The sequence below is a fragment of the Microbispora sp. CA-102843 genome (genome assembly GCF_050936215.1).
Lineage (GTDB): Bacteria > Actinomycetota > Actinomycetes > Streptosporangiales > Streptosporangiaceae > Microbispora.
In genome coordinates this window covers 9,038,785-9,063,759 of sequence record NZ_JBNJNF010000001.1, presented here as the reverse complement: position 1 = coordinate 9,063,759, position 24,975 = coordinate 9,038,785, and the positions used below count along the sequence as shown (strand labels likewise).

Annotated in this window: 29 protein-coding genes; 26 read left to right on the top strand and 3 right to left on the bottom strand. The window is 70.4% G+C overall.

Features of this window, described 5'->3' with window-relative positions; genetic code table 11:
• Nucleotides 1-144 precede the first annotated feature (144 nt).
• From ACQEVJ_RS42210 to ccsB, 9 genes are all read left to right on the top strand, one after another.
• Nucleotides 145-363: a hypothetical protein gene (locus ACQEVJ_RS42210; RefSeq protein ID WP_433110674.1), complete on the top strand. Its 219-nt coding sequence runs from the start codon at nucleotides 145-147 to the stop codon at nucleotides 361-363.
• Nucleotides 356-1,345, top strand: a complete 990-nt coding sequence (locus ACQEVJ_RS42205; RefSeq protein WP_433110672.1) for a polyprenyl synthetase family protein — start codon at nucleotides 356-358, stop codon at nucleotides 1,343-1,345. Before ACQEVJ_RS42210 ends, ACQEVJ_RS42205 begins: the two co-directional genes overlap by 8 nt.
• The gene (locus ACQEVJ_RS42200; protein WP_433110670.1) at nucleotides 1,338-2,495 is read left to right on the top strand and encodes an oxygenase MpaB family protein; all 1,158 of its coding nucleotides are present in this window, start codon (nucleotides 1,338-1,340) and stop codon (nucleotides 2,493-2,495) included. Before ACQEVJ_RS42205 ends, ACQEVJ_RS42200 begins: the two co-directional genes overlap by 8 nt.
• Before the next feature lie 195 nt (nucleotides 2,496-2,690).
• Complete coding sequence (locus ACQEVJ_RS42195) at nucleotides 2,691-3,599, top strand: LysR substrate-binding domain-containing protein (protein WP_433110668.1); 909 nt, start codon at nucleotides 2,691-2,693, stop codon at nucleotides 3,597-3,599.
• Between the two features lie 12 nt (nucleotides 3,600-3,611).
• Nucleotides 3,612-4,352 carry a histidine phosphatase family protein gene (locus tag ACQEVJ_RS42190; protein WP_433110666.1) on the top strand — a complete coding sequence of 247 codons (741 nt, stop codon included), beginning with the start codon at nucleotides 3,612-3,614 and terminating at the stop codon, nucleotides 4,350-4,352.
• Nucleotides 4,353-4,428: 76 nt separating this feature from the next.
• On the top strand, nucleotides 4,429-5,016 hold the full coding sequence (locus tag ACQEVJ_RS42185) for a TlpA family protein disulfide reductase (protein WP_433110664.1): 588 nt from the start codon (nucleotides 4,429-4,431) through the stop codon (nucleotides 5,014-5,016).
• Entirely contained in the window at nucleotides 5,009-5,740 is a 732-nt protein-coding gene (locus ACQEVJ_RS42180) for a cytochrome c biogenesis CcdA family protein (protein WP_433110661.1), read from the top strand. The genes ACQEVJ_RS42185 and ACQEVJ_RS42180 overlap by 8 nt, the downstream gene beginning before the upstream one ends.
• Nucleotides 5,740-7,452, top strand: a complete 1,713-nt coding sequence (gene resB, locus ACQEVJ_RS42175) for a cytochrome c biogenesis protein ResB (RefSeq protein WP_433110659.1) — start codon at nucleotides 5,740-5,742, stop codon at nucleotides 7,450-7,452. The genes ACQEVJ_RS42180 and resB overlap by 1 nt, the downstream gene beginning before the upstream one ends.
• A gap of 3 nt (nucleotides 7,453-7,455) precedes the next feature.
• A complete protein-coding gene (ccsB, locus tag ACQEVJ_RS42170; RefSeq protein WP_433110657.1) occupies nucleotides 7,456-8,403 on the top strand; it encodes a c-type cytochrome biogenesis protein CcsB in 948 nt (315 codons plus the stop codon).
• 24 nt (nucleotides 8,404-8,427) lie between these two features.
• On the opposite strand, the gene ACQEVJ_RS42165 is transcribed toward ccsB, so the two are convergent.
• Nucleotides 8,428-8,730, bottom strand: coding sequence for a PLD nuclease N-terminal domain-containing protein (locus ACQEVJ_RS42165; RefSeq protein WP_433110655.1), 303 nt, complete (start codon nucleotides 8,728-8,730; stop codon nucleotides 8,428-8,430).
• A gap of 126 nt (nucleotides 8,731-8,856) precedes the next feature.
• Between ACQEVJ_RS42165 and ACQEVJ_RS42160 the strand changes: the two genes are divergently transcribed.
• Nucleotides 8,857-9,840, top strand: coding sequence for a hypothetical protein (locus ACQEVJ_RS42160; RefSeq protein WP_433110653.1), 984 nt, complete (start codon nucleotides 8,857-8,859; stop codon nucleotides 9,838-9,840).
• Nucleotides 9,841-9,849: 9 nt separating this feature from the next.
• The gene (locus ACQEVJ_RS42155; protein ID WP_433110651.1) at nucleotides 9,850-10,086 is read left to right on the top strand and encodes a hypothetical protein; all 237 of its coding nucleotides are present in this window, start codon (nucleotides 9,850-9,852) and stop codon (nucleotides 10,084-10,086) included.
• A 112-nt stretch (nucleotides 10,087-10,198) separates the two neighbouring features.
• Here the strand turns inward: ACQEVJ_RS42155 and ACQEVJ_RS42150 are convergent, their stop codons facing one another.
• The gene (locus ACQEVJ_RS42150) at nucleotides 10,199-10,420 is read right to left on the bottom strand and encodes a BldC family transcriptional regulator (protein ID WP_079315524.1); all 222 of its coding nucleotides are present in this window, start codon (nucleotides 10,418-10,420) and stop codon (nucleotides 10,199-10,201) included.
• 259 nt (nucleotides 10,421-10,679) lie between these two features.
• Here ACQEVJ_RS42150 and ACQEVJ_RS42145 point away from each other — a divergent pair, with 259 nt between their 5' ends.
• Entirely contained in the window at nucleotides 10,680-10,889 is a 210-nt protein-coding gene (locus ACQEVJ_RS42145) for a DUF4229 domain-containing protein (protein WP_433110648.1), read from the top strand.
• Here the strand turns inward: ACQEVJ_RS42145 and ACQEVJ_RS42140 are convergent.
• On the bottom strand, nucleotides 10,886-12,133 hold the full coding sequence (locus ACQEVJ_RS42140; RefSeq protein ID WP_433110646.1) for a hypothetical protein: 1,248 nt from the start codon (nucleotides 12,131-12,133) through the stop codon (nucleotides 10,886-10,888). The two genes, ACQEVJ_RS42145 and ACQEVJ_RS42140, sit on opposite strands and share 4 nt — an antisense overlap.
• A 101-nt stretch (nucleotides 12,134-12,234) precedes the next feature.
• On the opposite strand from ACQEVJ_RS42140, the gene ACQEVJ_RS42135 reads away from it, so the two are divergent.
• From ACQEVJ_RS42135 to nuoK, 14 genes are all read left to right on the top strand, one after another.
• The gene (locus ACQEVJ_RS42135) at nucleotides 12,235-12,957 is read left to right on the top strand and encodes a demethylmenaquinone methyltransferase (protein ID WP_433110644.1); all 723 of its coding nucleotides are present in this window, start codon (nucleotides 12,235-12,237) and stop codon (nucleotides 12,955-12,957) included.
• A 129-nt stretch (nucleotides 12,958-13,086) separates the two neighbouring features.
• On the top strand, nucleotides 13,087-14,373 hold the full coding sequence (locus tag ACQEVJ_RS42130; RefSeq protein ID WP_433110642.1) for a geranylgeranyl reductase family protein: 1,287 nt from the start codon (nucleotides 13,087-13,089) through the stop codon (nucleotides 14,371-14,373).
• Nucleotides 14,370-14,513: a hypothetical protein gene (locus ACQEVJ_RS42125; RefSeq protein ID WP_433110640.1), complete on the top strand. Its 144-nt coding sequence runs from the start codon at nucleotides 14,370-14,372 to the stop codon at nucleotides 14,511-14,513. Before ACQEVJ_RS42130 ends, ACQEVJ_RS42125 begins: the two co-directional genes overlap by 4 nt.
• A gap of 2 nt (nucleotides 14,514-14,515) precedes the next feature.
• Nucleotides 14,516-14,875 carry an NADH-quinone oxidoreductase subunit A gene (locus ACQEVJ_RS42120; RefSeq protein WP_433110638.1) on the top strand — a complete coding sequence of 120 codons (360 nt, stop codon included), beginning with the start codon at nucleotides 14,516-14,518 and terminating at the stop codon, nucleotides 14,873-14,875.
• Between the two features lie 2 nt (nucleotides 14,876-14,877).
• Complete coding sequence (locus ACQEVJ_RS42115) at nucleotides 14,878-15,429, top strand: NuoB/complex I 20 kDa subunit family protein (RefSeq protein WP_433110636.1); 552 nt, start codon at nucleotides 14,878-14,880, stop codon at nucleotides 15,427-15,429.
• Nucleotides 15,426-16,091 (top strand): NADH-quinone oxidoreductase subunit C, encoded by a 666-nt coding sequence (locus ACQEVJ_RS42110; protein WP_433110634.1) that lies wholly within the window; start codon nucleotides 15,426-15,428, stop codon nucleotides 16,089-16,091. Before ACQEVJ_RS42115 ends, ACQEVJ_RS42110 begins: the two co-directional genes overlap by 4 nt.
• A gap of 49 nt (nucleotides 16,092-16,140) precedes the next feature.
• Nucleotides 16,141-17,457 (top strand): NADH-quinone oxidoreductase subunit D, encoded by a 1,317-nt coding sequence (locus ACQEVJ_RS42105; protein WP_433110632.1) that lies wholly within the window; start codon nucleotides 16,141-16,143, stop codon nucleotides 17,455-17,457.
• A 76-nt stretch (nucleotides 17,458-17,533) separates the two neighbouring features.
• Complete coding sequence (gene nuoE, locus ACQEVJ_RS42100; RefSeq protein ID WP_433110630.1) at nucleotides 17,534-18,208, top strand: NADH-quinone oxidoreductase subunit NuoE; 675 nt, start codon at nucleotides 17,534-17,536, stop codon at nucleotides 18,206-18,208.
• Nucleotides 18,205-19,491, top strand: a complete 1,287-nt coding sequence (gene nuoF, locus ACQEVJ_RS42095) for an NADH-quinone oxidoreductase subunit NuoF (protein ID WP_433110628.1) — start codon at nucleotides 18,205-18,207, stop codon at nucleotides 19,489-19,491. The genes nuoE and nuoF overlap by 4 nt, the downstream gene beginning before the upstream one ends.
• Nucleotides 19,488-21,884, top strand: coding sequence for an NADH-quinone oxidoreductase subunit G (locus ACQEVJ_RS42090; RefSeq protein WP_433110626.1), 2,397 nt, complete (start codon nucleotides 19,488-19,490; stop codon nucleotides 21,882-21,884). The genes nuoF and ACQEVJ_RS42090 overlap by 4 nt, the downstream gene beginning before the upstream one ends.
• Nucleotides 21,881-23,242 (top strand): NADH-quinone oxidoreductase subunit NuoH, encoded by a 1,362-nt coding sequence (nuoH, locus tag ACQEVJ_RS42085; RefSeq protein WP_433110624.1) that lies wholly within the window; start codon nucleotides 21,881-21,883, stop codon nucleotides 23,240-23,242. The genes ACQEVJ_RS42090 and nuoH overlap by 4 nt, the downstream gene beginning before the upstream one ends.
• A complete protein-coding gene (gene nuoI, locus ACQEVJ_RS42080) occupies nucleotides 23,229-23,744 on the top strand; it encodes an NADH-quinone oxidoreductase subunit NuoI (protein WP_433110622.1) in 516 nt (171 codons plus the stop codon). Before nuoH ends, nuoI begins: the two co-directional genes overlap by 14 nt.
• Nucleotides 23,737-24,678, top strand: a complete 942-nt coding sequence (locus ACQEVJ_RS42075) for an NADH-quinone oxidoreductase subunit J (protein ID WP_433110620.1) — start codon at nucleotides 23,737-23,739, stop codon at nucleotides 24,676-24,678. The genes nuoI and ACQEVJ_RS42075 overlap by 8 nt, the downstream gene beginning before the upstream one ends.
• On the top strand, nucleotides 24,675-24,971 hold the full coding sequence (gene nuoK / locus ACQEVJ_RS42070; protein WP_030506864.1) for an NADH-quinone oxidoreductase subunit NuoK: 297 nt from the start codon (nucleotides 24,675-24,677) through the stop codon (nucleotides 24,969-24,971). The genes ACQEVJ_RS42075 and nuoK overlap by 4 nt, the downstream gene beginning before the upstream one ends.
• Nucleotides 24,972-24,975 lie beyond the last annotated feature (4 nt).

Sequence of the window (24,975 nt, the reverse complement as noted above, 5' to 3'; positions counted from 1 at the left end):
TCCGCACGAGAACGGCGAGGGGAGCGCCGGTGGGTGTGGGGGGCCGTGTTGAGCGATGCGGCATTCACCGTACAGGGCGACGGTTCGGCTGATATCACTTTCTGTGGTGGCCTGTGAACCGAGCGTACGGATGGGGTGGGTGGAGTGAAGCCGCAGGACGAGGTGCTTCACCTGGTGGCCGGGGCGGCCGATCTGGTGGCGGAGAGGCTGCGCGGCGCGGCCCGGCTGCTTCCCGGCCTGACGGAGGTCAGGGAGGAATTGCGCGCACGCGGCGAGCTGGCGCTCAAGCGGGCCGCCCCGGCGTCCGAGGCGCACATGGAGATCCTGGCCAGACGAGCGGCCGAGCGGCACTCCCGTGGGTGACCTCCTGGTCCGCGTGGACAAGGCGCTGGGGGAGTTCGTCGACACGGAGATCGCCGAGCTGCTGGCGCTGGACGGGGAGCTCGCCCCCGTCGCCGAGCAGTTGCGTGTGTCAGTCGCCGGCGGCAAGCGCATCCGCCCGGCCTTCTGCTACTGGGGCTGGCGGGCGTCGGGACAGGCCGATGCGGACGCGGCAGTCCGCGCCGCGGCCGCGCTGGAACTGGTGCACGCCGCCGCGATCGTCCACGACGATCTCATCGACCGCAGTCCGTTACGCCGCGGACGACCCACGGCACACGAGAAGCTGGGGGACGCTCTTGCTGTCCTGATCGGTGACCTGCTGATGGTGTGGGCGGCCCAGATGTTCCACACCTCGGGCCTGCCGCGGGCGTTCCTCGCTCGCGCCGTGCCGCTGTGGACCGCGATGGGCCGCGAGCTGGTGGCGGGCGAATGCCTGGAGATCCTGCGTACCGGACGCTCTCCGGAACTGGCCCGGTCCCTGACGATCGTGAGATTCAAGACCGGGTCGTACACGATCGAGGGACCCCTGCGGATCGGCGCGGTGCTGGGCGGCGCGGACCCGGCCGTGCTGGCCGCGCTGGCGGCCTACGCCCGTCCGCTCGGCGAGGCGTTCCAGCTCCGCGACGACCTGTGGGGAGTGTTCGGCGACCCGGAGCGGACCGGCAAATCGGTGTTGGACGACCTTTCAGGCCGCAAGCCGACCGCGCTGCTGGCCCTCACACTGGCCGAGGCCTCGGAGCCCGACCGCCGGCGCTTGCACGACCTGCTCGACGGCGTCGTCACCCCGCATGGCGCCATGGAGATCCGGGACATCATGCGGCGGTCGGGAGCGCCCGAAGGCGTCCGACGGATGATCGCGGAACGGGCCGAGACCGCGCGGGCGGCGCTGCGGACGGCCCGGCTGGCATCCCACGCCGCCGACGCCCTGACCGAACTGATCGACGAGGTGACAGCGGATGCCTGACTGCAGGGGCTACACGGACGAGTACATGAACGGCCTGCGGCTGCGCGGGGACGAGTTGGCGGACGCGACGGTCGAGGCCCTGTTCGTGGACGGGCAGGTGGGCAGGTTCAACACGCTGATGCGCTGGTTCACGACCTCGGGCCAGGAACTGCCCGAGGGGCTGCCCAACGTCGCCAGGGACTACCTGAGGGCGACGGCCATGCCGCCGGACTGGGTCGACTGGGCGGTCATGGAGCAGGCGAGGCAGTTCTTCATCGACAACGACGTGCACATATCCACCGCGCTCTCGTTCGCGGCGATGCCGGCGTGCTACGTCGTCCCGCACGTGGCCAGGCTGCTGTCGGCGACGCATTCGCTGGCCTACCCCTCCCGGCGGATGGCCGAGACCGGCCAGTTCACCGTGTACCTGATGCAGCCCGACGCGTTCGAGGCCGGCGGCCGGTTCCTGCCCGCCGCGCAGAAAGTGCGACTGCTGCACGCCTCCATCCGCCGTCACCTCAAGCAGGAGGACAGGTGGCCGGAGCCGGTTCCGATCTGCCAGGAGGACATGCTCGGCGGGCTGATGATGTTCAGCCTGCAGGTCCTGGACGCGCTGCACCGCATGGGCGTCCACATCACGCCGGACGGGGCCGAGGCGTACTACTACGCCTGGCGGGTCGTAGGGGCGATCCTCGGCTGCGATCCGGCGGACATCCCCCCGGATCTGCCGGCGGCCCGGGAGTTCTCCGACCGGTACATGGTGCGCCACATGGGCCCGTCACCCGAAGGGGCGCACCTGACCCGGCAGTTGATCGAGATGTACGAGCAGGTCGTGCCGGGAACGCTGCTGGACCCGGTGGTGCCCGCTCTCATCCGCTTCCTCATCGGCGACACCGCGGCCGACTGGCTGGAGGTTCCCCGCTCCCGCTGGGACTCCGTCATCAAGGTCGCGCCCACGCTGCTGCGGGCGCTGGAGAGCTTCGAGGACCGCGGGCCCTGGGCGGCGCAGCTGGCCGACCGCTTGGGGCATCTGCTGACGATGCTGGAGCTGTCGTCGCTGACCCGCGGGCGCGTGATGCACTACGCGATCCCGCAGGAACTCAAGCCCCAATACGGCATTCGCTCGGCGACGGCCCGGTGGACCCCGCCGCCTCCCGCGGCATTGCGGTGAGGTCAGCGGGCGGAGGAGGGGCGGCGCTCGCGGGTCTGCCGGGCCTGCCTCGCCAGGGTCTCCAGATAGGAGGTCTGCTCGGAACGGGTGGACTTCGTGAAGAGCTTGTTGAAGATTCGCATGGCTATATCGTCGCATCGCTAAACAGTTGAGCACAAACAAGTTTTTCTAAGGAGAACGGTTTAGACTGTCTACATGTTGGACCTGAACCGGTTGAAGGCCCTGCACGCCGTGTCGATCTACGGCTCCGTGGGCGCGGCGGCCGACGCGCTGATGGTCACCCCTTCGGCGATCTCCCAGCAGCTCGCCAAGCTCGAACGGGAGACCGGCGCCGTCCTGATCGAACGCAACGGGCGCGGCGTCAAGCTGACCGACGCCGCCGGGCTGCTCGCCGAGCACGCCGAGCGCATCCTCGCGCTCGTGGAGACGGCGGAGGCCGACTTCGAGGCGCTGCGCGGGGCGGTGGTCGGCAAGCTGACCATGGCCGCCTTCCCCACCGCGGCCCGGGGCATCGTGCCGCGCGCGCTGACCACGCTCAAGAGGCAGCACCCCGATCTCGACCTGCTCGTCTACGAGAGGGAGCCGGAGCGGCAGACCCGCGAACTGGCGCGCGGCGACCTCGACCTCGCCGTCCTGCAGGACTGGCTCAACCGGCCGATGGCGCTGCCCGAGGGCCTGTCGCGCACGGCGCTGCTCGACGATGTGGCCGACGTCGTCGTGCCGGCCGACCACCCCCTGGTGGGCGCCGACCGGGTGCGGCTGAGCGACCTGGCCGGCGACAGCTGGATCAGCTCGACCCCCGGCACGGTGTGTCACGACTTCCTGGTGTTCCTGCTGCGTTCCGAGGAGCGGGAGCCGCGGATCGTCTGCATGGCCGACGAGTACCCCACCCAGCTCGCGCTGGTCGCCGAGGGCCACGGCTGCGCGCTCATCCCCCGGCTGGGCCGGGGACCGCTGCCCGAGGGAGTCGCCGTCCTGGCCGTCCAGCCGCCGCCGGTGCGGCGGATCTACGCGGCCTGGCGGACCGACGCCGCCCGGCGTCCCGCGATCCGCGCCGCCGCCGACGCGCTGCGCTCCGCGTGCTCCGAGCTGCCCGGCGGGTAGGCTGTCCAGGTCATGACAGAGATGACCATCGTTCACCTGCTCCGGCACGGTGAGGTTCACAATCCCCGTGGGGTCCTGTACGGCAGGCTGCCGGGCTACCACCTGTCCGAGACCGGCCGCCGGATGGCGGAGGTGGTCGCCAAGGCCGTCGAGGGCAGGGACATCGTCGCGGTGTGGAGCTCTCCCATGGAGCGCGCCCAGGAGACCGCGGCTCCGGCCGCCCGGGCCCTGGGCCTGGAGGTGGCGGCCGACGAGCGGCTGATCGAGGCGGGCAACGTCTTCGAGGGCCTGCGGATGACCGGGAGCGACAACGTCTTCCGCGACCCCCGCTCCTACCGCCACTTCAGGAACCCGTTCCGTCCGTCGTGGGGCGAGCCGTACACCCAGGTGGTGGCACGCATGAAGGCGGTCGTGGACGACGCGCGGGCGGCGGCGCGCGGCCACGAGGCACTGCTCGTCAGCCACCAGCTGCCCATCTGGATCATTCGACTGGCGGCCGAGGGCAGGCGGCTGTGGCACGACCCGCGCCGCCGTCAGTGCGCGCTCGCCAGCCTCACCAGCCTGACCTTCGAGGGCGACCGGCTCATCAGCGTCGGCTACAGCGAGCCAGCCGGGGCGCTGCTCAGGGTCGGCACGTCGCCGCAGGGCGAGGCCGCGCTGTTCGACAAGGCCGACGAGGCGCTCCCGGAGGCCCTTCGGGCGGGCTCGGAGGACGAGGAGACGCCCGGTCCGCAATCCGTTCCCGGCGTGTGACCCGCCGGACGGGGCACCCCCACCGGTCGGTAGGCTTACAGCTCTACCGGTCGTAGTACAAGGAGATCCTCCTCCCGTGTCCGCCAAGCGCCTGACCGCCAAGCGTATGACCGCGCTCGCCGCCGTGGCCGTGGTCGTCACGTCCCTCGCCGGCTGCGCGGGTGGCCAGGCGGCTCAGCCCCGCTCCGGCGACACGCGCTTCGTCGCGGGGGACGGTCGTGTCGAATTCTTCGCCGCGGCGCAGCGTCACAAGGCGCCCGTGATCGAGGGGACGACCCTCGACGGCGGCACCGCCACGCTGACCGCGGGCAAGGTCCACGTGGTGAACTTCTGGGCCTCCTGGTGCGCGCCCTGCCGGGCCGAGGCGCCCACGCTCAAGGACATCGCGGCGACCACGAAGTCCAAGGGCGTGGAGTTCCTCGGCGTCAACTTCAAGGACCTCGAGGCGTCCGCGCAGGCGTACGACCGGGCGGTCAAGCCCGGCTATCCGAGCATCTACGACCAGAGCGGCAAGGTGCTGCTGCAGTTCCAGGGCACGGTGCCGCCCGCCGCCATCCCCTCCACGCTGATCATCGACGCCCAGGGCCGCATCGCCGCCCGCGCGCTCGGCGCGGTCAAGTACGACGACCTGCTCTCGGCCGTCACCAAGGTGACCGATGAGTGACCTCGGCAGCACCGTCGCGACCGGGTCGCTGCTGCTGGCCGCGCCGATCGCCGCGGTCGCCGGGCTCGTGTCGTTCGTCTCGCCGTGCGTGCTGCCGCTTGTCCCCGGCTACCTGTCGTACGTCACGGGCATGAGCGGCGACCCGAAGCGGGGCCGGATGGTGCTCGGCAGCGCGCTTTTCGTGCTCGGGTTCGCGGTCGTGTTCATGCTGGGGGGCGCGCTGTTCGGCGGCCTCGGCGCGGCCCTGCACGGCAACGCCGACGTGATCACTAAGGTCCTCGGGGTGGTGACGATCGTCCTCGGGCTGGCCTTCGTGGGGATCGTCCCCGGCCTCCAGCGTGACGTGCGCATCCACCGGCTTCCCGCGGCCGGGATCGCGACGGCCCCGCTGCTCGGGGTCGTCTTCGGCCTCGGCTGGACGCCGTGCATCGGCCCGACGCTGGCGGTGGTGATGACGCTCTCGGTGAACCAGGGCAGCGCGTTGCGCGGCGCCGCCCTCGCCTTCGCGTACGCGCTGGGCCTCGGCCTGCCGTTCGTACTGGCGGGGCTGGCCTACCGCAAGGCGCTCCACACGTTCAAGGCGGTGCGCCGCTACACCCCGCTGATCACCAAGGTCGGCGGCGTGATGCTCGTGGCCGTCGGCGTGCTGCTCGTGACCGGGCAGTGGTCGGAGATCATCGTCCACCTGCAGGTGTGGGTCGGCGGCTTCAGGCCGGTGATCTGATGAGCCCCCCCGACGACCTCGCCTCCGCCGTACGCGACGAGACCGCGGCCGAGGAGCAGGCACAGGAGCAGGCCCGGCAGGAGACGCAGGAGCGGACGCGGCCGGTCGGCCTGGGCCCGATCGGCTGGATGCGCTGGACCTGGCGCACGCTCACCTCGATGCGCACGGCCCTGATCCTGCTGTTCCTGTTCGCGCTCGGCTCGGTTCCCGGGTCCATCTATCCGCAGCGTGGCGTCGATCCGGCCAGGGTCGCGCAGTACTTCAAGGACAACCCGACCCAGGCGAAGTGGCTCGACCGGTTCTGGCTGTTCGACGTCTTCAGCTCGCCCTGGTTCGCCGCGATCTACCTGCTGCTGTTCATCTCGCTGGCCGGCTGCGTGTTCCCGCGCGCGCTGACCCACATCAAGGAGATCCGGCGCCGCCCGCCCGCCGCGCCGCGCAACCTCCTGCGCCTGCCGCACAGCGAGGCGTTCGAGGGCGGTCTCACCCTGGAGCAGGCCGCCGCCACGCTCAGGCGCAGGCGGTTCCGCGTGGTCACCGGCGACGGCTGGGTGGCGGCGGAGAAGGGCTACCTCCGCGAGACCGGCAACCTCCTGTTCCACGTCGCGCTGCTCGTGCTGCTGTTCGCCGTCGGCGCCGGAGGCCTGTTCGGCTACCGCGGCAACGTGCTGGTGGTGGAGGGCGACGGCTTCTCGAACGCCGTGGCGGCCTACGACCGCTTCATGCCCGGCAGCCGGGTCACCGCCGAGTCGCTGGAGCCGTTCTCCTTCACCCTGAAGGACTTCCAGGCCAGCTACGTCGCCGCGGGGGAGAAGCAGGGGCAGCCGCTCGACTACCTCGCCAAGCTGACCGTGCAGGACTCGCCGACGGCCGCGCCGCGCGAGGTGGACCTCAAGGTCAACGACCCGCTGGACGTGAACGGCACGCTGACCTACCTGATCGGGCACGGCTACGCCCCCACGTTCCGGGTGACCGACGGCAAGGGCCAGGTGGCCTACGACGGCCCGGTGCCGTGCCTGGCCGACGACCAGGCCACGTACACGTCCGAGTGCGTGATCAAGGTGCCGGACGCCCAGCCGACCCAGCTCGGGTTCCTGGCGCGCTTCCTGCCCACGACAGTGCCGAACGGCGACGCCTGGGTGTCGGTCTTCCCGGGCGCCGCGAACCCGACCGTGCAGGTCTTCCCGTTCGCCGGCGACCTCGGCCTGAAGTCGGGGCAGCCGCAGTCGGTGTACCAGCTCGACACCACCAGCCTGAAGCCGCTCGGCAAGATGTCGGCGCAGCCGACCCCGCTCAACGTCGGCGAGACCAAGGAGCTCGCCGACGGCGCCGGAAAGATCCAGTTCACCGGCGTCAAGGAGTGGATCAGCCTCCAGATCACCTACGACCCGGGCCGGGAGCCCGCCCTGCTGGCGGCGGCCGCCGCGGTGATCGGGCTCGTGCTGTCCCTCACGATCCGCCGCCGCCGCGTCTGGGTGCGGGTGAAGGACGGGACGGCCACGGTGGGAGGATTGACCCGCACCGAAGGCGGCGGCCCGGCCTTCGCCGAGGAGTTCGCCCAGATCGTCACCGCCCTGCGCGGCGACCAGCCCGCCGGCGACCCGGACGGCGACCAGGGCGGCGAGCCGGACGAGTCCGGAAGCGCCGGGCACGTCGCGCCGGACGCGCCCACCGGAAACGCTGCGCCGGGTGCCCGCCCGGACGAGGAGTGAGTGATGCCCGCCGAGGTCAACGAGAGTCTCGCCACGCTGAGCGACCAGCTCATCCTGGTCACCGTCCTGCTGTATCTCGCCGCGATGATCTGCTACGCGCTGGATCTCGCCTTCGGCCGGGCCCGCACGGTCGTGGCCGCGCGCCGGCGGGAGCTCGTCGGCGCGGGCGGCCCGGCGCTGCCTGAGGAAACGACGGAGGATTCAGGTCCGCAGCCGGCCGCGTGGGCGGTCAGGGCGGGGACCGTCGGCGTGGTCCTCACCTGGATCGCGTGGGCCGGCAACCTCGGCGGCATCCTCACCCGGGGCATCGCCGTCGACCGGTGGCCGTGGGCCAACATGTACGAGTTCGTGGTGGCCATCTGCTTCGCCGCCGTCACCGCGTTCCTCGCGCTGCTCATCCGCCAGCCGATCCGCTTCCTCGGCGCGTTCGTGACCGTCACCGCGGCGCTCGGGCTGGGCTTCGCCGTGCTGTTCCTGCACGTCCAGGCGGGCCCGGTGATGCCCGCGCTGCACTCCTACTGGATCGCGATCCACGTCACGGCGGCGATCGTGGCCAGCGGGCTGTTCATCCTGGCGGGCGTCTGCGCGATCCTCTACCTGATCCGCAAGGACGGGCGGCCGTCGGTGCTGCCGAGCAGGGAGGGCCTGGAGCGCGTCGCGCACCGCGCGATCGTCATCTCCTTCCCGATCTGGACCTTCGCCGTCATCGCCGGCGCTCTGTGGGCCGACCGGGCGTGGGGCCGCTACTGGGGCTGGGACCCGAAGGAGGTGTGGGCGTTCGTCACGTGGGTGGTCTACGCCGCCTATCTCCACGCCCGGGCGACGGCCGGGTGGCGCGGCAAGGCCGCGATGATCGTTTCGCTGGTCGCCTTCGCCTGCCTGCTGTTCAACCTCGTGGGCGTCAACATCTTCTTCTCGGGACTGCACTCCTACGCCGACGTCCCGAAGTGACGGGCGGCGGCGCCTGCGGGGGGATCAGTCCTCGTCGCGCAGGCGCCGCTCCAGGCTGCGGAGGAACTCGGGGTCGTCGTCGGGGCCGCGGGGCGCGTCGCCGCTCGGGGCCCATCCGCCGCTCCCCGCCGCGTACATGGCGTGCCGGGTGCGGGGACGACCCACGAGGAGCCAGGTCAGCGCGCCCACGTCCGCCAGGAAGATCACGATGAGGACCCACATGAACTTGGGGAGATTGCGCACGTTCTCCTCGGGGGTCGTGATCACGTCGAACAGGCAGTAAAGCCAGAGGGCAAGCAGCGCCAGGCCGATAATCACGCTAGGCATGCCCACACGGTAAGCCATACCGGCGACTGATCGTGTCGGGCTTCGGGGTGACGGGGACAGCCCGGCATCGTACGGTGGACCGGTACACGGCATGCCGAGGGACGCGGAGCCTGACAGAGGGGTGCGATGGCGGAGCCGGGCGACAGGGGCCGCCACCGGCGGGGGTCGCGGTGGTGGCAGCGAGGGCCCTACTGGTCCTCCCACCGCCGCACGGACGTCCCTGAACGCGCTCCCGATCGTGCCACCGACCGCGTTTCCGACCGGGCCGCCGACCGCACGGCGGAGCGAACCCAGGACCGGCCCGCGGAACGGCCGCAGGGCCGTCGCGCGCAGTGGGAAGCGCAGTGGGGCGCCGACTGGACCGGTTGGCCGCCGGAGCAGCCGGTGGACCGGGTCCACACCGTGACGGCGCCGGTGGTGGACGACCGGCCGCAGTACACCTGGCGGGACTTCGAGCTCGACGACCTGCCGACGCGGGCCGCGCCCCACCCACCGGACGCGCCCGACCTGCGGGACGGCAGGCGGCACTGCGGACCGCTGGAGCGCATCCTCTACCGCGAGTGGGACGCCGCGGAAGGGCCTCCCTCCGCCGACGCCGTACGGGCCGTGGACAGCCTGGCGAGTCTGCCCGAGCAGCTCAAGACCAAGCTCGCCATCGGGCTCGAAGGCATCTACGTCGGGCGCGGCGGGGTGCCCGATCTGGACGACATGGGCTACCTCCGCGGGGCGCCGCTGCCGTCGGGACGGGCCACCTGGGACATCTGCGCCGGCGCGTACGGCGACCGCAAGATCGTGGTGGGGGACCGGCCGTCGCCCACGCCCGACGTGATGATGCACGAAGTCGGGCATGCGCTGGACGACGTGGACGCTGGTCCGGGAGAGTGGGTGTCGGACTCCCCGGAGTTCGCGGCGCTCTACGAGGAGTGCCTGCCGCTGTTCGCGTCGTCGTTCCACCGGCAGCCCGGCGGCCTGGGGTGCAAGGAGTTCTTCGCCGACGCGTTCGCGGCGATCGCGTCCCGGCAGCGTCCGGCCCTGGTCGACATGCTGGGCGGCGACACACGGGCCGCCCTCAACGTCATGCTCTTCTTCAACCGGCGTTACGGAATCTAGGTGATTCGGATGTACGTGATCCGGCTCGGCGACGGGACGCTGCGCGTGCCCAGGTCACTCACCACGGATGACGGACGCATCATCGGCAACGCGTACGTGGAGGTCGCGCCGGGCGAGCCGGACTACGATCGCTGGCTGGCCGAGTCGATCACCGAGGAAGAGGACGCCGAGCGGCGGCGCCGCTGGCGTGAGGGCGACGACGCGCTTGAGCAGGCGTTCCTGGCCTTCAAGGCGGAGCAGGACTGACGTACCCGGCAAGGGAGCAGGACAGGCCGGGACGCAGACTCGACGTGGGGCTGGCTCCGGTGACCCTGCGGCGTCCGGGTAGCGCGCAGGATCACCTGGTGCTGGTACTGCGTCAGACTCGCGGGGAGTCGCCGTTCGGCCGTTCGGCCGTGAGGACGTCCTCACCGCGAAGGAGGGCGTGCACTTCCGATTCACGGAACCGCCTGTGCCCCCCGGGGGTACGGATGCTGCTGATGCGCCCGGCCGCGGCCCAACGGGTCACGGTTTTCGGGTCGACCCTGAAGAGAGCGGCAACCTCTCCAGGAGTCAGCAGTCGCTCGCTGCTACTCTCCACAATCTCTCCCCCTCGCGTCCCGCGTCCTGCAGCGGGCGGACAGGTAACCAGTGTGCCGAGCGAAGCCTGATTTATCCGTGGTTTTCGCAGAAGATCACGGGTTGTTACCGGCTCAGTGCCCGATTGTTATATGATAGAGCCTCTTTGGGGCGCTCATGGGTGTTTCTTTACAAAAGCGCCTTGTTGTGAACACTAGCAGTGCCCGCAGCAGATGCGAAGAGAGACTGGCGCGTCGGGAGAGTGACGTAACCTCGACGCTGTGCATCCGGTTGTCGTTTACACCCTTTCGCGCCTTGGCCTGTTCGCCGTGGCTCTCGGCGTCCTGTATCTCGTCGGCCTGCGGTCGTTCCCACTACTCCTGGTCGCGGTCCTGGTCAGCGGTCTGGCCAGCTACGTGCTGCTGACCAAACAGCGCGACGCGGTGAGCGAGCGCATCGCCGGGAAACGGCGGGAGGCGGGGAAGAACTAGGCCGTCGGGAACATGCCGACGCGGGCATGGTACTCATGCCCGAGCTCCGTCGTGTCGCTTCCCACCAAAAGACCTGTCTTTACGGTCAGGAAGGCCTTTACCCCGATTCCCCTTTCCCGCGTGGGGTTCCACCGCAGCGCCTTGCCCTTGACCGGGTCGATCGCCCCGATCCCGGGCCGGCGGACCGCTCCCGGACCGGCCGTGTCGGCGCCCCGGGGGTTGTCCAGCCAGCGCTGGTGTCCGCCCACATAGACGGCGGACCCCGTGACCGCGACGGAGTACAGGGAGTCCCCTCCGGTCAGGTTCACCCAGGTCGGACGGACCGCCTCGCCCTTCGCGTACGTCTCGAACCTGGCGGCCGAGTCGCACAGCTTGGACGTGCGCGGGGCCGGCCCGCCGGTCGTGACGACCACGAAGTACCGCCCGTCGGGGGACAGATCGAGCCCCCGCACGTATGACGGGAAGTCCGGCTTGCACGCCGGGGCGTACGCCTCGGTGTGCCAGTCGGCCACCCGCCCGGTCGTCAGGTCGATCACGCCGAGCTGCGGGCGGCGCAGGCCGTCGAGCGTGGAGAACGAGCCGTCCACGACTAAGCGGTCGCGGACGGCCGCCATCGCGTAGATCCGGGGATCGCCGTGGCGCCCGTCGCCGGGCGTGACGGTGAATCGGGGGTCCACCTCGCCGGTCTCGGCGTCCACCCGGGCCAGCGCGGTGCGCGGGCTGCGGCCGATCCTGCTGAAGTCGCCGCCGACGTAGAGCGCGTCGCCCAGCCGTACCAGGCTGGTGACCTCGCCGCCGTAGACGGGGGCGGAGAAATCGTCGACGGGAGCGCCGTCGGACACGTTGAGGCGGACCAGGCCCCGGGAGGGCGCGCCGAACGCGCCGCCCACGTAGACCGTGCCGCCGGGACCGGGGGCCAGCGCGGCCACCGGCCCGTCGAGGTCCGGCGCGAAGTCGCGCAGGACCCGTCCGGTGTAGAGGTCGAAGGCGAAGACGTTGGCCCGCGGCAGCTCCTCCCCGCCCCGGGCCTCGCGGACCGCGCTGAAATCGCCGCCCACGACGACGGTGCGGCCGACCAGCGCGAACGCGGTGACGATGCCGTCCAGCACGTGCGGAGTGGTGTTCACCGGGTTCTCCGACACCACGCGGGGCTGCGGCACCCCGGCGGACGCCTGGACGGCGGGGATGACGGCGGCGCATGTGGCGAGTGATGCGACTGCGAGCAGTGCGGTGGTGACGCGCATTCCCCAATTTCTAGCAGACTCAGCGTAATCGATGAACTACGTTCCGCTCATCCTGTGGCGGCGGTGAGGGGGCCTGCCCGTCGCCGCCTAGGCTTGCGTGCATGACGCGCGCATCGCTGGACAAGCAGCCGCACGAGGTCGCCGCGATGTTCGATCGCACGGCCCGGCGCTACGACCTGGTAAACGACGTCCTCTCGCTCGGCCAGGACCGCCTGTGGCGAAAGGCCACCGCGGCGGCGATCGACGCAGGGCCCGGCGAGCTGGTCCTCGACCTCGCCGCGGGCACCGGCACCTCGACCGACGCGTTCACCGCGCTCGGTGCGCGGGCGATCGCGTGCGATTTCTCGCTCGGCATGCTCCGCACGGGCGTCGAGCGGCGCGGCGGCTCCGGCCTGTACGGCGGGGGCGTGCGCGGGGTGACGTTCGTCGCGGGCGACGCGCTGCGCCTGCCGTTCCGCGACGAGACGTTCGACGCGGTGACGATCTCCTTCGGCCTGCGCAACGTGGCCGACACCGGGCAGGCGCTGCGCGAGATGCTGCGGGTGACCCGCCCGGGCGGCCGGCTGGTGATCTGCGAGTTCTCCCGGCCGACGCCGCGGTCGTTCGACCTCGTCTACTCGCAGTACCTGATGAAGCTGCTGCCGTCGGTGGCCCGGATGGTCAGCTCGAACCCCGACTCCTACGAGTACCTCGCCGAGTCGATCCGGGCCTGGCCCGACCAGGAGGCGCTCGCGAGGATCACTCAGGAGGCCGGCTGGCGGAAGGTGGCCTGGCGCAACCTCACGCTCGGCATCGCGGCCCTGCATCGGGCGGTCAAAGCCTGATGATGCGCGCTTGGCCATACCCCTCTGACACTGCGCGCCCGATAGGGGTTAGACTGCGGCGCGACAGTTTGTGAAGTTGTTCACAAAGGCACGAAGGTCTAAACCAATTCGAGGCCTTCCTTCCCTGGAATGGATAGGTCCCCCGTGAGCGAGCAAGCCCGCGTGACGCGGAGAGAGGTCGACGCCGACGTCATCGTCGTCGGTGCTGGTCCCGCGGGTGCGACGACGGCCTTCCATCTCGCGCGCGCCGGTCTCGACGTGCTGCTGCTGGAGAAGACGCGCTTCCCGCGTGAGAAGGTCTGCGGTGACGGGCTGACCCCGCGGGCGGTCAAGGAACTCGTCGCCATGGGCGTCGACATCGACGCGCCCGGCTGGATCAGGAACAAGGGGCTGCGCGTCTACGGCGGCGGCATGCGCCTCGAACTCGACTGGCCCGAGCTGTCGAGCTACCCCGACTTCGGCCTCGTGCGCACCCGTGCCGACTTCGACCAGATCCTCGCCAGGCACGCCGAGCGCGCGGGCGTCCGGCTGCGCGAGGGCGTGAACGTTACAGGCCCGCTGCTCGACGAGCGCAGCGGCCACGTCGTGGGCGTGACGGCCAAGACGGACGGCGAAGAGGTGTCCTACCGCTCGCGGCTCGTGGTGGCGGCCGACGGCAACTCGACCCGGCTGTCGCTCGCGCTGGGCCTGCACAAGCGCGAGGACCGCCCGATGGGCGTGGCGGTGCGCACCTACTACACGAGCCCCCGCCATGACGACGACTATCTGGAGACGTGGCTCGAACTGTGGGACGGCGACCGGCTGCTCCCCGGCTACGGCTGGATCTTCCCCGTCGGCGACGGCACCTCCAACGTCGGCCTCGGCCTGCTGAACACCAGCGAGGCGTTCAAGAACATCGACTACCGCGACCTGCTGCGGCGCTGGATGAAGAACACGCCGGCCGAGTGGGGCTTCACCGAAGAGAACATGACGGGCCCGATCAGGGGCGCCGCGCTGCCGATGGGCTTCAACCGGCAGCCGCACTACACCCGCGGGCTGGTGCTCGTGGGCGACGCGGGCGGGTCGATCAACCCGTTCAACGGCGAGGGCATCGCGTACGCCATGGAGACGGGCAGGACCGCGGCCGAAGTGATCGTCCAGGCGCTGTCCCGGCCGACGCCCGCCCAGCGTGAGCGCGTGTTACTCGCCTACCCGCGTATCCTCAAAGACGCCCATGGGGGATACTTCACCCTCGGCCGCCTGTTCGTCGAGGCGATCGGGAGGCCGGGAGTGATGAGCTTCGCCACCCGGCACGGGATGCCCCATCCCACCCTGATGAGATTCGCCTTCAAGCTGCTCGCTAATCTCACAGACCGGCGGGGCGACGTCTCCGACCGCATAATCAACGCCCTGTCCAAGGTGGCTCCGCCATCATGACCGAAGCCAGCATGACTGAAGCCCGCATGACCGAGACGACGCGCACATCGCCGCCGGCCCCGCAGGTGGCCGCCCGGCCGGCCGTGCTCTCCGGCATTCTCGTGATCGCCCAAATTCACCGAGTAAGCGAGGACATGTAGCCATGGAGCTGTATGTGCCGATCGTGGTGCTCGCGGTCATCGCGGCGGGATTCGCCGTGTTCTCCGTGAGCATCGCGCCCTTCACCGGTCCGAAGCGCTGGAACCGCGCGAAGCTGGACGCCTACGAGTGCGGCATCGAGCCCACTCCGCAGCCGGTCGGCGGCGGCCGCTTCCCGCTGAAGTACATGATCACCGCGATGCTGTTCATCGTGTTCGACATCGAGATCATCTTCCTCTATCCGTGGGCGGTGGCCTTCGACAAACTCGGCGTGTTCGGACTCGTCGAGATGGTGCTGTTCATCGTCACCGTTCTCGTGGCGTACGCCTATGTGTGGCGGCGTCGCGGCCTCGATTGGGATTAGCCATGGGTCTTGAAGAGAAACTCCCGAGCGGGTTCGTCCTCACCACCGTCGAGCAGGTGGCCGGCTGGGCCCGGAAGAACTCCGTCTGGCCTGCGACCTTCGGTCTCGCCTGCTGCGCGATCGAGCTGATGGCCACCGGCGGCCCGAACCACGACCTGGCCAGGTTCGGCATGGAGCGCGCCTCCGCGTCCCCGCGCCAGGCCGACCTGATGATCGTGGCCGGCCGGCTGTCGCAGAAGATGGCGCCCGTCCTCCGCCAGATCTACGACCAGATGGCCGAGCCCAAGTGGGTCATCGCGATGGGCGTGTGCGCGTCCAGCGGCGGCATGTTCAACAACTACGCCGTCGTGCAGGGCGTGGACCACGTGGTGCCGGTCGACATCTACCTGCCCGGCTGCCCGCCGCGCCCGGAGATGCTGATGGACGCCATCGTGAAGCTGCACGACAAGATTCAGAACATCAAGTTCGGCGCGCACCGGGAGAAGCAGATCGAGGAGCTGGAGCTCCAGGCGCTGCGCACGCTGCCGCTGATCGACCAGGGGGCCGGGAAGTGACCACCGAGAACCTGCCCGGGCTGCCCGAGGAGCCCGTCGCCCGCAAGGGCATGTTCGGCGTCAAGGACAGCGGCGACACCTCCGGCTACAACCGCCTGGTCGTCCGCCGCCCGGCCAAGCTGTCCAGCAGCCGGCCGTACGGCTCGTACTTCGACGAGGTGGCCGACGCGCTGGAGCCGACGTTCGCCGACGCCGTCGAGCGCGTGGTCGTCGACCGCGGCGAGGTCACCTTCCACGTGCGGCGCGAGCGGCTGCCCGAGGTGATGCAGCACCTGCGCGACGACGCCGCGCTGCGGTTCGAGCTGTCGCTCGGCGTCTCGGGCGTCCACTACCCCGAGGAGACCGGTGCGGAGCTGCGCGCCGTCTACCACCTGTGCTCCATCACGCACAACCGGCGCATCCGGGTGGAGGTCTCCTGCCCCGACGCCGACCCGCACATCCCCTCCACGGTTCAGGTCTACCCCACGCACGACTGGCATGAGCGCGAGACGTACGACTTCTTCGGAATCGTCTTCGACGGCCACCCGGCGCTGACCCGGATCGAGATGCCGGACGACTGGGAGGGGCACCCGCAGCGCAAGGACTACCCGCTCGGCGGCATCCCGGTCGAGTACCGCGGCGCCGAGGTCCCCGCGCCGGACCGGAGGAGGTCGTACTCATGAGCATCCGCGGCGACCTGCACGAGTGGACGAGGGCAGCGAGGAGAGCGTCGTGAGCACCACCGAGACCGAGGGCCGGATCTACGACGTCGCCGGTCAGGACTGGGACGAACTGGTCAAGACCGTCAGCGAGTCGGCCGAAGAGCGCCTGGTCGTCAACATGGGCCCGCAGCACCCGTCGACCCACGGCGTGCTCCGGCTCGTGCTGACCCTCGACGGCGAGACCGTCACCGAGGCGCGCACGGTGATCGGCTACCTGCACACCGGCATCGAGAAGAACATGGAGTTCCGGACGTGGACCCAGGGGGTCACGTTCGTCACCCGCATGGACTACCTCGCGCCGATCTTCAACGAGACCGCCTACTGCATGGCCGTCGAGAAGCTTCTCGGGATCACCGACCGGATCCCGGAGCGGGCGCAGGCCATCCGGGTCCTGACGATGGAGCTCACCCGGATCTCCTCGCACCTGGTCGCGATCGCGACGTTCGGCATGGAGCTGGGCGCGACCACGCCGATGCTGTTCGGCTTCCGCGAGCGCGAGATGGTGCTCGACCTGATGGAGTACATCACCGGCCTGCGGATGAACATGGCGTACATCCGTCCGGGCGGCGTCAGCGTCGACCTGCCGGCCGGCGCGGTCGACAAGATCGGTGAGTTCCTCAAGATCATGCCGGGGCGGATCAAGGAGATGCGCAAGCTCCTCGACGCGAACCCGGTCTACACCCGGCGCACCAAGGACGTGGCCTACCTCGACCTGACCGGCTGCATGGCGCTGGGGGTCACCGGCCCCATGCTGCGCGCCGCCGGCCTGCCCTGGGACCTGCGCAAGTCGCAGCCCTACTGCGGCTACGAGACGTACGAGTTCGAGGTGCCGACGCAGAACACCTGCGACGTGTACGGCCGCTACCTCGTGCGGGTGGCCGAGATGGAGGAGTCCCTCAAGCTCATCGAGCAGGCGCTCGACCGGCTGTCCGGCCCGCTCAAGGGCGGCCCGGTGATGATCGAGGACAAGAAGATCGGCTGGCCGTCGCAGCTCGCGCTCGGTCCCGACGGCCTCGGCAACTCGCCCGACCACATCGCCCACATCATGGGCAGCTCCATGGAGGCACTGATCCACCACTTCAAGCTGGTGACCGAGGGCTTCCGGGTGCCGGCCGGGCAGGCGTACGCCTCGGTCGAGTCGCCGCGCGGCGAGCTCGGCGCGCATGTGGTCAGCGACGGCGGCACCCGGCCCTACCGGGTCCACTTCCGCGACCCGTCGTTCACGAACCTGCAGGCGGTGCCCGCGACGTGCGAGGGCGGCATGGTCGCCGACGTCATCTCCGCGGTCGCCTCGATCGACCCCGTCATGGGAGGTGTGGACCGGTGAGCGAGCGCAGCGAGCGAACCATTAAGCACAGCGCCAATAGCGAACTTGGCTCCGAGCCGAAGGCGAGGAGGGCAAAGTGAGCTACGCGCCCGAGGTCCGCGAGCGTCTGGAGACGGACGCCAAGGAGATCATCGGCCGCTACCCCCGGCCGCGTTCGGCGCTGCTGCCGCTGCTGCACCTCGTGCAGTCGGAGGACGGCTACGTCTCCGACGACGGGCAGGAGTTCTGCGCCGAGATGCTGGGCCTGTCGAAGGCCGAGGTCGTCGGTGTGGCGACCTTCTACACCATGTACAAGCGCAAGCCGGCCGGCGAGTACAACGTCGGCGTCTGCATCAACGCGCTGTGCGCGGTCATGGGCGGCGACCAGATCTGGGAAGAGCTCAGCGAGCACGTGGGCGTCGGCCACGACGAGACCACCGCGGACGGCAAGATCACGCTGGAGCGGCTGGAGTGCAACGCCGCCTGCGACTTCGCGCCGGTCATGATGGTCAACTGGGAGTTCTTCGACAACCAGACGCCGGAGTCGGCCAAGCAGCTCGCCGACGACCTGCGCGCGGGCAAGGAGGTCGCGCCCACGCGCGGCCCGCGCCGGCTGTGCACGTTCAAGGAGGCGTCCCGGGTCCTCGCCGGGTTGCCCGACGGCCAGGCCGGTGACGGCCCGTCGGCCGCCGGCCCGTCGCTGGAGGGCCTGAAGGTCGCCAAGGCCAACGGCTGGGAGGCCCCCAAGGCCGAGGGGAGCGAAGAGAAGTGACCACCCTCACGCCCGTTCTGACCAGGAACTGGGACCAGGCCGACTCGTTCACCCTCGACGGGTACGGCGAGTACGCGGCCGCGAAGAAGGCCCTGGGCATGGAGCCCGACGCCGTCATCCAGGCGGTGAAGGACTCCGGCCTGCGCGGCCGTGGCGGTGCGGGCTTCCCGACCGGCATGAAGTGGGGCTTCATCCCGCAGGGCGACGGCAAGGCCCACTACCTCGTGGTCAACGCCGACGAGTCGGAGCCGGGGACCTGCAAGGACATCCCGCTCATGATGGCCAACCCGCACGCGCTGGTCGAGGGCGTGATCATCGCGTCCTACGCCATCCGGGCCAACCACGCGTTCATCTACATCCGCGGCGAGGTGCTCCACGTCATCCGCCGGGTGCAGGCCGCGGTCCGGGAGGCGTACGAGAAGGGCTACCTCGGGACGGACATCCTCGGCTCGGGCTACGACCTCGAACTCGTCGTGCACAGCGGCGCCGGGGCGTACATCTGCGGTGAGGAGACCGCGCTGCTCGACTCGCTGGAGGGCTACCGCGGCCAGCCCCGGCTCAAGCCGCCGTTCCCGGCGGTCGCCGGCCTGTACGCGTGCCCGACCGTGATCAACAACGTCGAGTCGATCGCGAGCGTGCCGAGCATCGTGGCCAACGGCGCCGACTGGTTCGCCGGGATGGGCACCGAGAAGTCCAAGGGCTTCGGCATCTTCTCGCTGTCGGGCCACGTGACCCGGCCGGGCCAGTACGAGGCCCCGCTGGGCATCACGCTGCGCGAGCTGCTCGACATGGCGGGCGGCATCCGCGAGGGGCACGAGCTGAAGTTCTGGACGCCGGGGGGCTCCTCGACGCCGATCTTCACGGCCGAGCACCTCGACGTGCCGCTCGACTTCGAGTCGGTCGGGGCCAAGGGCTCGATGCTGGGCACCCGCGCCCTGCAGATCTTCGACGAGACGACCTGCGTGGTGCGGGCCGTGCTGCGCTGGACCGAGTTCTACGCGCACGAGTCCTGCGGCAAGTGCACCCCCTGCCGCGAGGGCACCTACTGGCTCAAGCAGGTGCTCAAGCGGCTGGAGAAGGGCCAGGGCTCCGAGGAGGACCTGGCCACGATCACCGACATCGCCGACAACATCCTCGGCCGCTCGTTCTGCGCCCTCGGCGACGGCGCGACGAGCCCGATCCACTCGTCGGTGAAGCAGTTCCGCGACGAATACCTCAAGCACTTCGAGATCGGCGGCTGCCCGTTCGATCCCGCCGCTTCCACGGTGTGGGGGTCCAAGTGACAGTTCAGACGACGCAGCCGGAGCAGCCTGTCGTGGACATGGTCACCCTGACCATCGACGGCTTCCAGGTCAGCGTCCCCAAGGGCACGCTGATCATCCGGGCCGCCGAGCTGCTGGGGATCCAGATCCCCCGGTTCTGCGACCACCCGCTGCTCTCGCCCGCGGCCAACTGCCGCCAGTGCCTGGTCGACATCCCCGACGCGGGCAACGGCCGCGGCTTCCCCAAGCCGCAGCCGTCCTGCGCGATCGAGGTCGCCGAGGGCATGGTGGTCAAGACGCAGCTCACCTCGCCCGTGGCCGAGAAGGCCCAGCGCGGCGTGATGGAGATGCTGCTGCTGAACCACCCGCTCGACTGCCCGGTCTGCGACAAGGGCGGCGAGTGCCCCCTGCAGAACCAGGCCATGTCGAACGGCCAGGGCGAGAGCCGGTTCGTCGAGCAGAAGCGGACGTTCGAGAAGCCCGTCCCGCTGTCGAGCGAGGTGCTGCTCGACCGCGAGCGGTGCATCCAGTGCGCGCGCTGCATCCGGTTCTCCGAGCAGATCGCCGGTGACCCGCTCATCGACTTCTTCGAGCGCGGGGCCAAGGAGCAGGTGGGCGTCGCCGACGGCGAGCCGTTCCAGTCCTACTTCTCGGGCAACACCATCCAGATCTGCCCGGTGGGCGCGCTGACCGGCGCGGCCTACCGGTTCCGCTCCCGCCCGTTCGACCTGGTCTCCACGCCGAGCGCGTGCGAGCACTGCGCGTCGGGCTGCTCGCTGCGCACCGACCACCGCCGGGGCAAGGTCACCCGCCGCCTGGCCGGGGACGACCCGCAGGTCAACGAGGAGTGGAACTGCGACAAGGGCCGCTGGGCCTTCACCTACGCCACCCAGCCCGACCGCCTGCGGTCGCCGCTGGTCCGTGACGAGAGCGGCAAGCTCGTCCCGACCTCCTGGCCGGACGCGCTGGCCGTCGCCGCCGAGGGCCTGCTGCGGGCCCGGGGCAAGGCCGGCGTGCTGGTCGGCGGGCGGCTCACGGTCGAGGACGCCTACGCGTACAGCAAGTTCGCCAGGATCGCCCTCGGCACCAACGACATCGACTTCCGGGCCCGCCCGCACTCCGAGGAGGAGACGCGGTTCCTCGCCCACGCCGTGGCCGGCAAGGGCATCGAGGTCTCCTACGCCGACCTGGAGACGGCCCCGGCCGTGCTCCTGGCCGGGTTCGAGCCCGAGGAGGAGTCGCCGATCGTCTTCCTGCGCCTGCGCAAGGCGGCGCGCAAGCGGGGCCTGAAGGTCTACTCGCTCGCGCCGTTCGCCACGCCGGGCCTGGCCAAGATGAAGGGCACGCTGATCCGCACGCTGCCCGGCGGCGAGGCCGAGGCGCTCGGCGACCTCGTCACCGGCGACGTGCTGCCCGCCGGCGCGATCATCCTCGCCGGCGAGCGGCTCGCCACCTCCCCCGGCGCCCTGTCTGCGCTCCTACGGCTCACGCAGGCCACCGGCGCCCGGCTCGCCTGGGTGCCGCGCCGGGCCGGTGAGCGCGGCGCGCTGGAGGCGGGCGCCCTGCCGGGCCTGCTGCCGATCGGCCGCCCGGCCGCCGACGAGACCGCCCGCGCGGAGGTCGCCCGGGCGTGGGGCGTCGCCGCGCTGCCCGAGGCGCCCGGCCGCGACACGGCCGGCATCATCGAGGCCGCGCTGAACGACGAGGTCGACGCGCTGGTCGTGGCGGGCGTGGACCCCTACGACCTGCCCGACCCGGAGAGGGCCCTGGCGGCGCTGGAGAACACGCCGTTCATCGTCAGCCTGGAGATCCGCGCCAGCGCGGTCACCGACCGGGCCGACGTGGTCCTGCCGGTCGCCGCGGTGGCCGAGAAGTCCGGCACGTTCGTCGACTGGGAGGGCAGGGGCCGCTCGTTCGGCGTGGCCACGGCCGTCCCCGGCCTGATGAGCGACCTGCGCGCCATCGCCTCGATCGCCGACCAGATGGACGTGCACCTCGGCCTGCCCGACCCCGCCGCCGCCCGGCGCGAGATGGCCGCGCTCGGCGCGTGGAAGGGCACCCGCCCGGTCGCGCCTTCCGTGACCGGCCGCCCGGTCAGGGAGCCGCAGGCGGGCGAGGCCGTGCTGGCGACCTGGCACCTGCTGCTCGACGACGGCCGGATGCAGGACGGCGAGCCCTACCTGGCGGGGACCGCCCGCTCGACGGCGGCGCTACTGTCCGAGGCGACGGCGGCCGAGATCGGCGCGGTCGACGGCGGCAAGATCACCATCGGCGCCGACGTGGTCGTGCCGGTGCGCGTCGCGGACCTGCCCGACCGTGTCGTGTGGGTGCCGTCCAACTCCGCCGGCCTGTCGGTCACGCGCGACCTGCGCGCGGTCGCCGGAGACGTCGTAAAGATCGGGAGCGTCTCGTGAACAACCCCGGACCCACGCTGACCGACTTCGGCCACGATCCTCTGTGGATCACCATCATCAAGGCCGTCGTCATCTTCGTGTTCCTGATGCTGGGCGTGCTGATGGGTGTGTGGACAGAGCGCAAGCTCATCTCGCGCATGCAGCACCGCTACGGCCCCAACCGGGCCGGTAAGTTCGGCCTGCTGCAGACGGTGGCCGACGGCCTGAAGATGGGCCTGAAGGAAGACATCATGCCACGCACCGTGGACAAGGTGATCTACTTCCTGGCCCCGGTCATCATCGCCGTCCCGGCCTTCCTGGCCTTCTCCGTCGTGCCGTTCGGGCCGATGGTGTGGATGTTCGGCCACAAGACGCCGCTGCAGCTCACCGACCTGCCGGTCGCGGTCCTGCTGGTCCTGGCCACCGCCTCGATCGGCGTCTACGGCGTCGTGCTCGCCGGGTGGGGCTCCCGCTCGCCGTACGCCGTGCTGGGCGGCCTGCGCTCGGCCGCCCAGGTCGTGTCGTACGAGATCGCGATGGGCCTGTCGTTCGTCGCGGTGTTCCTCCAGGCGGGCACGCTGTCCACCTCGGAGATCGTGGCGAAGCAGGCGGGCGGCGGCACCTGGGACATCGGCGGGCTGTCCATCCCGACGCCGTCCTGGTACGTGGTCTCGCTGCTGCCGTCCTTCCTGATCTACGCGATCACGATGCTGGGCGAGACGAACCGCGTGCCCTTCGACCTCCCCGAGGGCGAGGGCGAGCTGGTCGGCGGCTTCCACACCGAGTACTCCTCCTCGCTGAAGTTCGCGATGTTCATGCTCGCCGAGTACGTGAACATGTTCACGGTCTCGGCGATTGCTATCACGCTGTTCTTCGGCGGCTGGCGGGCCCCGTGGCCGATCTCCCTGTGGGACGGCGCGAACTCCGGCTGGTGGCCGATGCTGTGGTTCTTCATCAAGCTGGTCATCGCGTTCGGCTTCTTCGTCTGGGTCCGCGCCTCGCTGCCGCGGGTGCGCTACGACCAGCTGATGGCCTTCGGGTGGAAGGTGCTGATCCCGCTCAACCTGGGCTGGATCCTGATGGCCGCCACGTTCAAGGCGCTGCGCCTGCCGGACGCCGACCGGGCGATCGTCATGGGCATCGGCGCCGTCGTCATCATCGGCGCCTTCGCGATCTGGCTACGGTTCGACACGGTCAACCAGCGCCGCAGGGAGGCCAAGGCCGCCCGGGTCGAGGAGGAGTTCGAGCAGCTGCGCGAGGAGCCGACGGCGGGCGGGTTCCCGGTGCCGCCGCTCGACGCCCCGCACTACCACGGAGTCGTGCCCGCCGCGCGTCTCAATTCCGACGCCGCCAAGGAGGTGACCAGTGGGAGCAACTGATTGGCTGAACCCGATCAAGGGATTCGGCGTCACCTTCCACCACATGTTCAAGAAGCCGGTAACCGCCCAATATCCGGAGGAGAAGCGGCCCACCGCGCCGCGCTTCCACGGGCGGCACCAGCTGAACCGGTGGCCCGACGGCCTGGAGAAGTGCGTCGGCTGCGAGCTGTGCGCCTGGGCCTGTCCGGCGGACGCCATCTTCGTCGAGGGCGGTGACAACACCGACGAGGAGCGTTTCTCGCCGGGTGAGCGGTACGGCCGCATCTACCAGATCAACTACCTGCGCTGCATCCTCTGCGGGCTGTGCATCGAGGCGTGCCCCACCCGGGCGCTCACGATGACCAACGAGTACGAGCTCGCCGACTCCAGCCGCGAGTCGCTGATCTACACCAAGGAGATGCTCCTCGCACCGCTGGGACCGGGCATGGAGCAGCCGCCCCACCCGATGCGCCTCGGCGAGACCGAGGAGGACTACTACCGGTTGGGTCGAAGCAATGGGTGAGTCCATCACGTTCTGGGTGCTCGCGGTCGTCTCGGTGATCGCCGCACTCGGACTCGTCTTCAGCCGCAGGGCCGTCTACTCGGCCCTCATGCTCGGCGTCGTCATGATCTCGCTGGCGGTGCTGTACGCGGTCCAGGACGCTCCGTTCCTGGCGACGGTGCAGATCATCGTCTACACCGGCGCGGTCATGATGCTGTTCCTGTTCGTGCTCATGCTCGTGGGCGTGGACTCGTCGGACTCCCTCGTGGAGACGATCAGGGGACAGCGGTTCTGGGCCGTCGTGGGTGGGCTCGGCTTCGCCGTGCTGCTCGCCCTCGGCATCGGCAACGCGGTCGTCGGCTCGCCCAAGGGCCTGGCGGCGGCCACGCAGGCGGGCAACGTGCCCTCCCTGGCCGAGCTGATCTTCACGCGCCACGTGTTCGCCTTCGAGGTGACCTCGGCGCTGCTGATCACCGCCGCGCTCGGCGCGATGGTGCTCGCGCACCGGGAGCGCGCCGAGGCCAAGCCGACCCAGAAGGACCTGTCCCGGGAGCGCTTCGTCACCTTCGGCAAGACGGGCAAGAACCCGGCGCCGCTGCCCGGCCCCGGCACCTACGCCCGGCACAACGCCATCGACATGCCGGCGCTGCTGCCCGACGGTTCCGTCTCGCCGCTGTCGGTCAACCGGTACATCGCCCGGTACGAGGAGTCCAAGGGCATCCTGCCCCCGGAGGTCGCCCACGTGCTGGAGCAGGAGGAGGCCGCGCAGCGGCGCGCCGACGGGCATCCCAATGGGCACAGCACGCCCACCCTGGCCGAGGAGGCCAGGGACGGCGGCCCCGACACCGAGCCGATGCCCGAGGACGGCGTCGAAGAGGGCGTCGTGGCAGGCCGGGTCGTCCGCCCGCGCGGTGAGTCCGTGAGGGAGTCCCTGAGCGAGGAGGACGGCAAGTGACCACGCACTACCTGGTGCTCTCCGCGCTGCTGTTCGCCATCGGCGGCGTCGGCGTGCTCGTACGGCGCAACGCCATCGTGGTGTTCATGTGCGTCGAGCTCATGCTCAACGCCTGCAACCTGGCGTTCGTCACCTTCGCCCGGCAGAACGGCAACCTCGACGGCCAGCTCATCGCGTTCTTCGTGATGATCGTGGCCGCCGCCGAGGTGGTCATCGGCCTGGCCATCATCGTGACGATCTTCCGAACCCGCAGGTCCGCGTCGGTCGACGACGTCAGCCTGCTGAAGTACTAAGAGG

Excerpts from the sequence above, each read along its gene's own strand:
- ACQEVJ_RS42200 (WP_433110670.1), top strand. The coding sequence starts at position 1,338 with ATGCCTGACTGCAGGGGCTACACGGACGAGTACATGAACGGCCTGCGG.
- ACQEVJ_RS42195 (WP_433110668.1), top strand. The coding sequence starts at position 2,691 with ATGTTGGACCTGAACCGGTTGAAGGCCCTGCACGCCGTGTCGATCTAC.
- ACQEVJ_RS42190 (WP_433110666.1), top strand. The coding sequence starts at position 3,612 with ATGACAGAGATGACCATCGTTCACCTGCTCCGGCACGGTGAGGTTCAC.
- ACQEVJ_RS42180 (WP_433110661.1), top strand. The coding sequence starts at position 5,009 with ATGAGTGACCTCGGCAGCACCGTCGCGACCGGGTCGCTGCTGCTGGCC.
- resB (WP_433110659.1), top strand. The coding sequence starts at position 5,740 with ATGAGCCCCCCCGACGACCTCGCCTCCGCCGTACGCGACGAGACCGCG.
- ccsB (WP_433110657.1), top strand. The coding sequence starts at position 7,456 with ATGCCCGCCGAGGTCAACGAGAGTCTCGCCACGCTGAGCGACCAGCTC.
- ACQEVJ_RS42165 (WP_433110655.1), bottom strand. The coding sequence starts at position 8,730 with ATGCCTAGCGTGATTATCGGCCTGGCGCTGCTTGCCCTCTGGCTTTAC.
- ACQEVJ_RS42160 (WP_433110653.1), top strand. The coding sequence starts at position 8,857 with ATGGCGGAGCCGGGCGACAGGGGCCGCCACCGGCGGGGGTCGCGGTGG.
- ACQEVJ_RS42155 (WP_433110651.1), top strand. The coding sequence starts at position 9,850 with ATGTACGTGATCCGGCTCGGCGACGGGACGCTGCGCGTGCCCAGGTCA.
- ACQEVJ_RS42140 (WP_433110646.1), bottom strand. The coding sequence starts at position 12,133 with ATGCGCGTCACCACCGCACTGCTCGCAGTCGCATCACTCGCCACATGC.
- ACQEVJ_RS42135 (WP_433110644.1), top strand. The coding sequence starts at position 12,235 with ATGACGCGCGCATCGCTGGACAAGCAGCCGCACGAGGTCGCCGCGATG.
- ACQEVJ_RS42130 (WP_433110642.1), top strand. The coding sequence starts at position 13,087 with ATGGATAGGTCCCCCGTGAGCGAGCAAGCCCGCGTGACGCGGAGAGAG.
- ACQEVJ_RS42125 (WP_433110640.1), top strand. The coding sequence starts at position 14,370 with ATGACCGAAGCCAGCATGACTGAAGCCCGCATGACCGAGACGACGCGC.
- ACQEVJ_RS42120 (WP_433110638.1), top strand. The coding sequence starts at position 14,516 with ATGGAGCTGTATGTGCCGATCGTGGTGCTCGCGGTCATCGCGGCGGGA.
- ACQEVJ_RS42115 (WP_433110636.1), top strand. The coding sequence starts at position 14,878 with ATGGGTCTTGAAGAGAAACTCCCGAGCGGGTTCGTCCTCACCACCGTC.
- ACQEVJ_RS42075 (WP_433110620.1), top strand. The coding sequence starts at position 23,737 with ATGGGTGAGTCCATCACGTTCTGGGTGCTCGCGGTCGTCTCGGTGATC.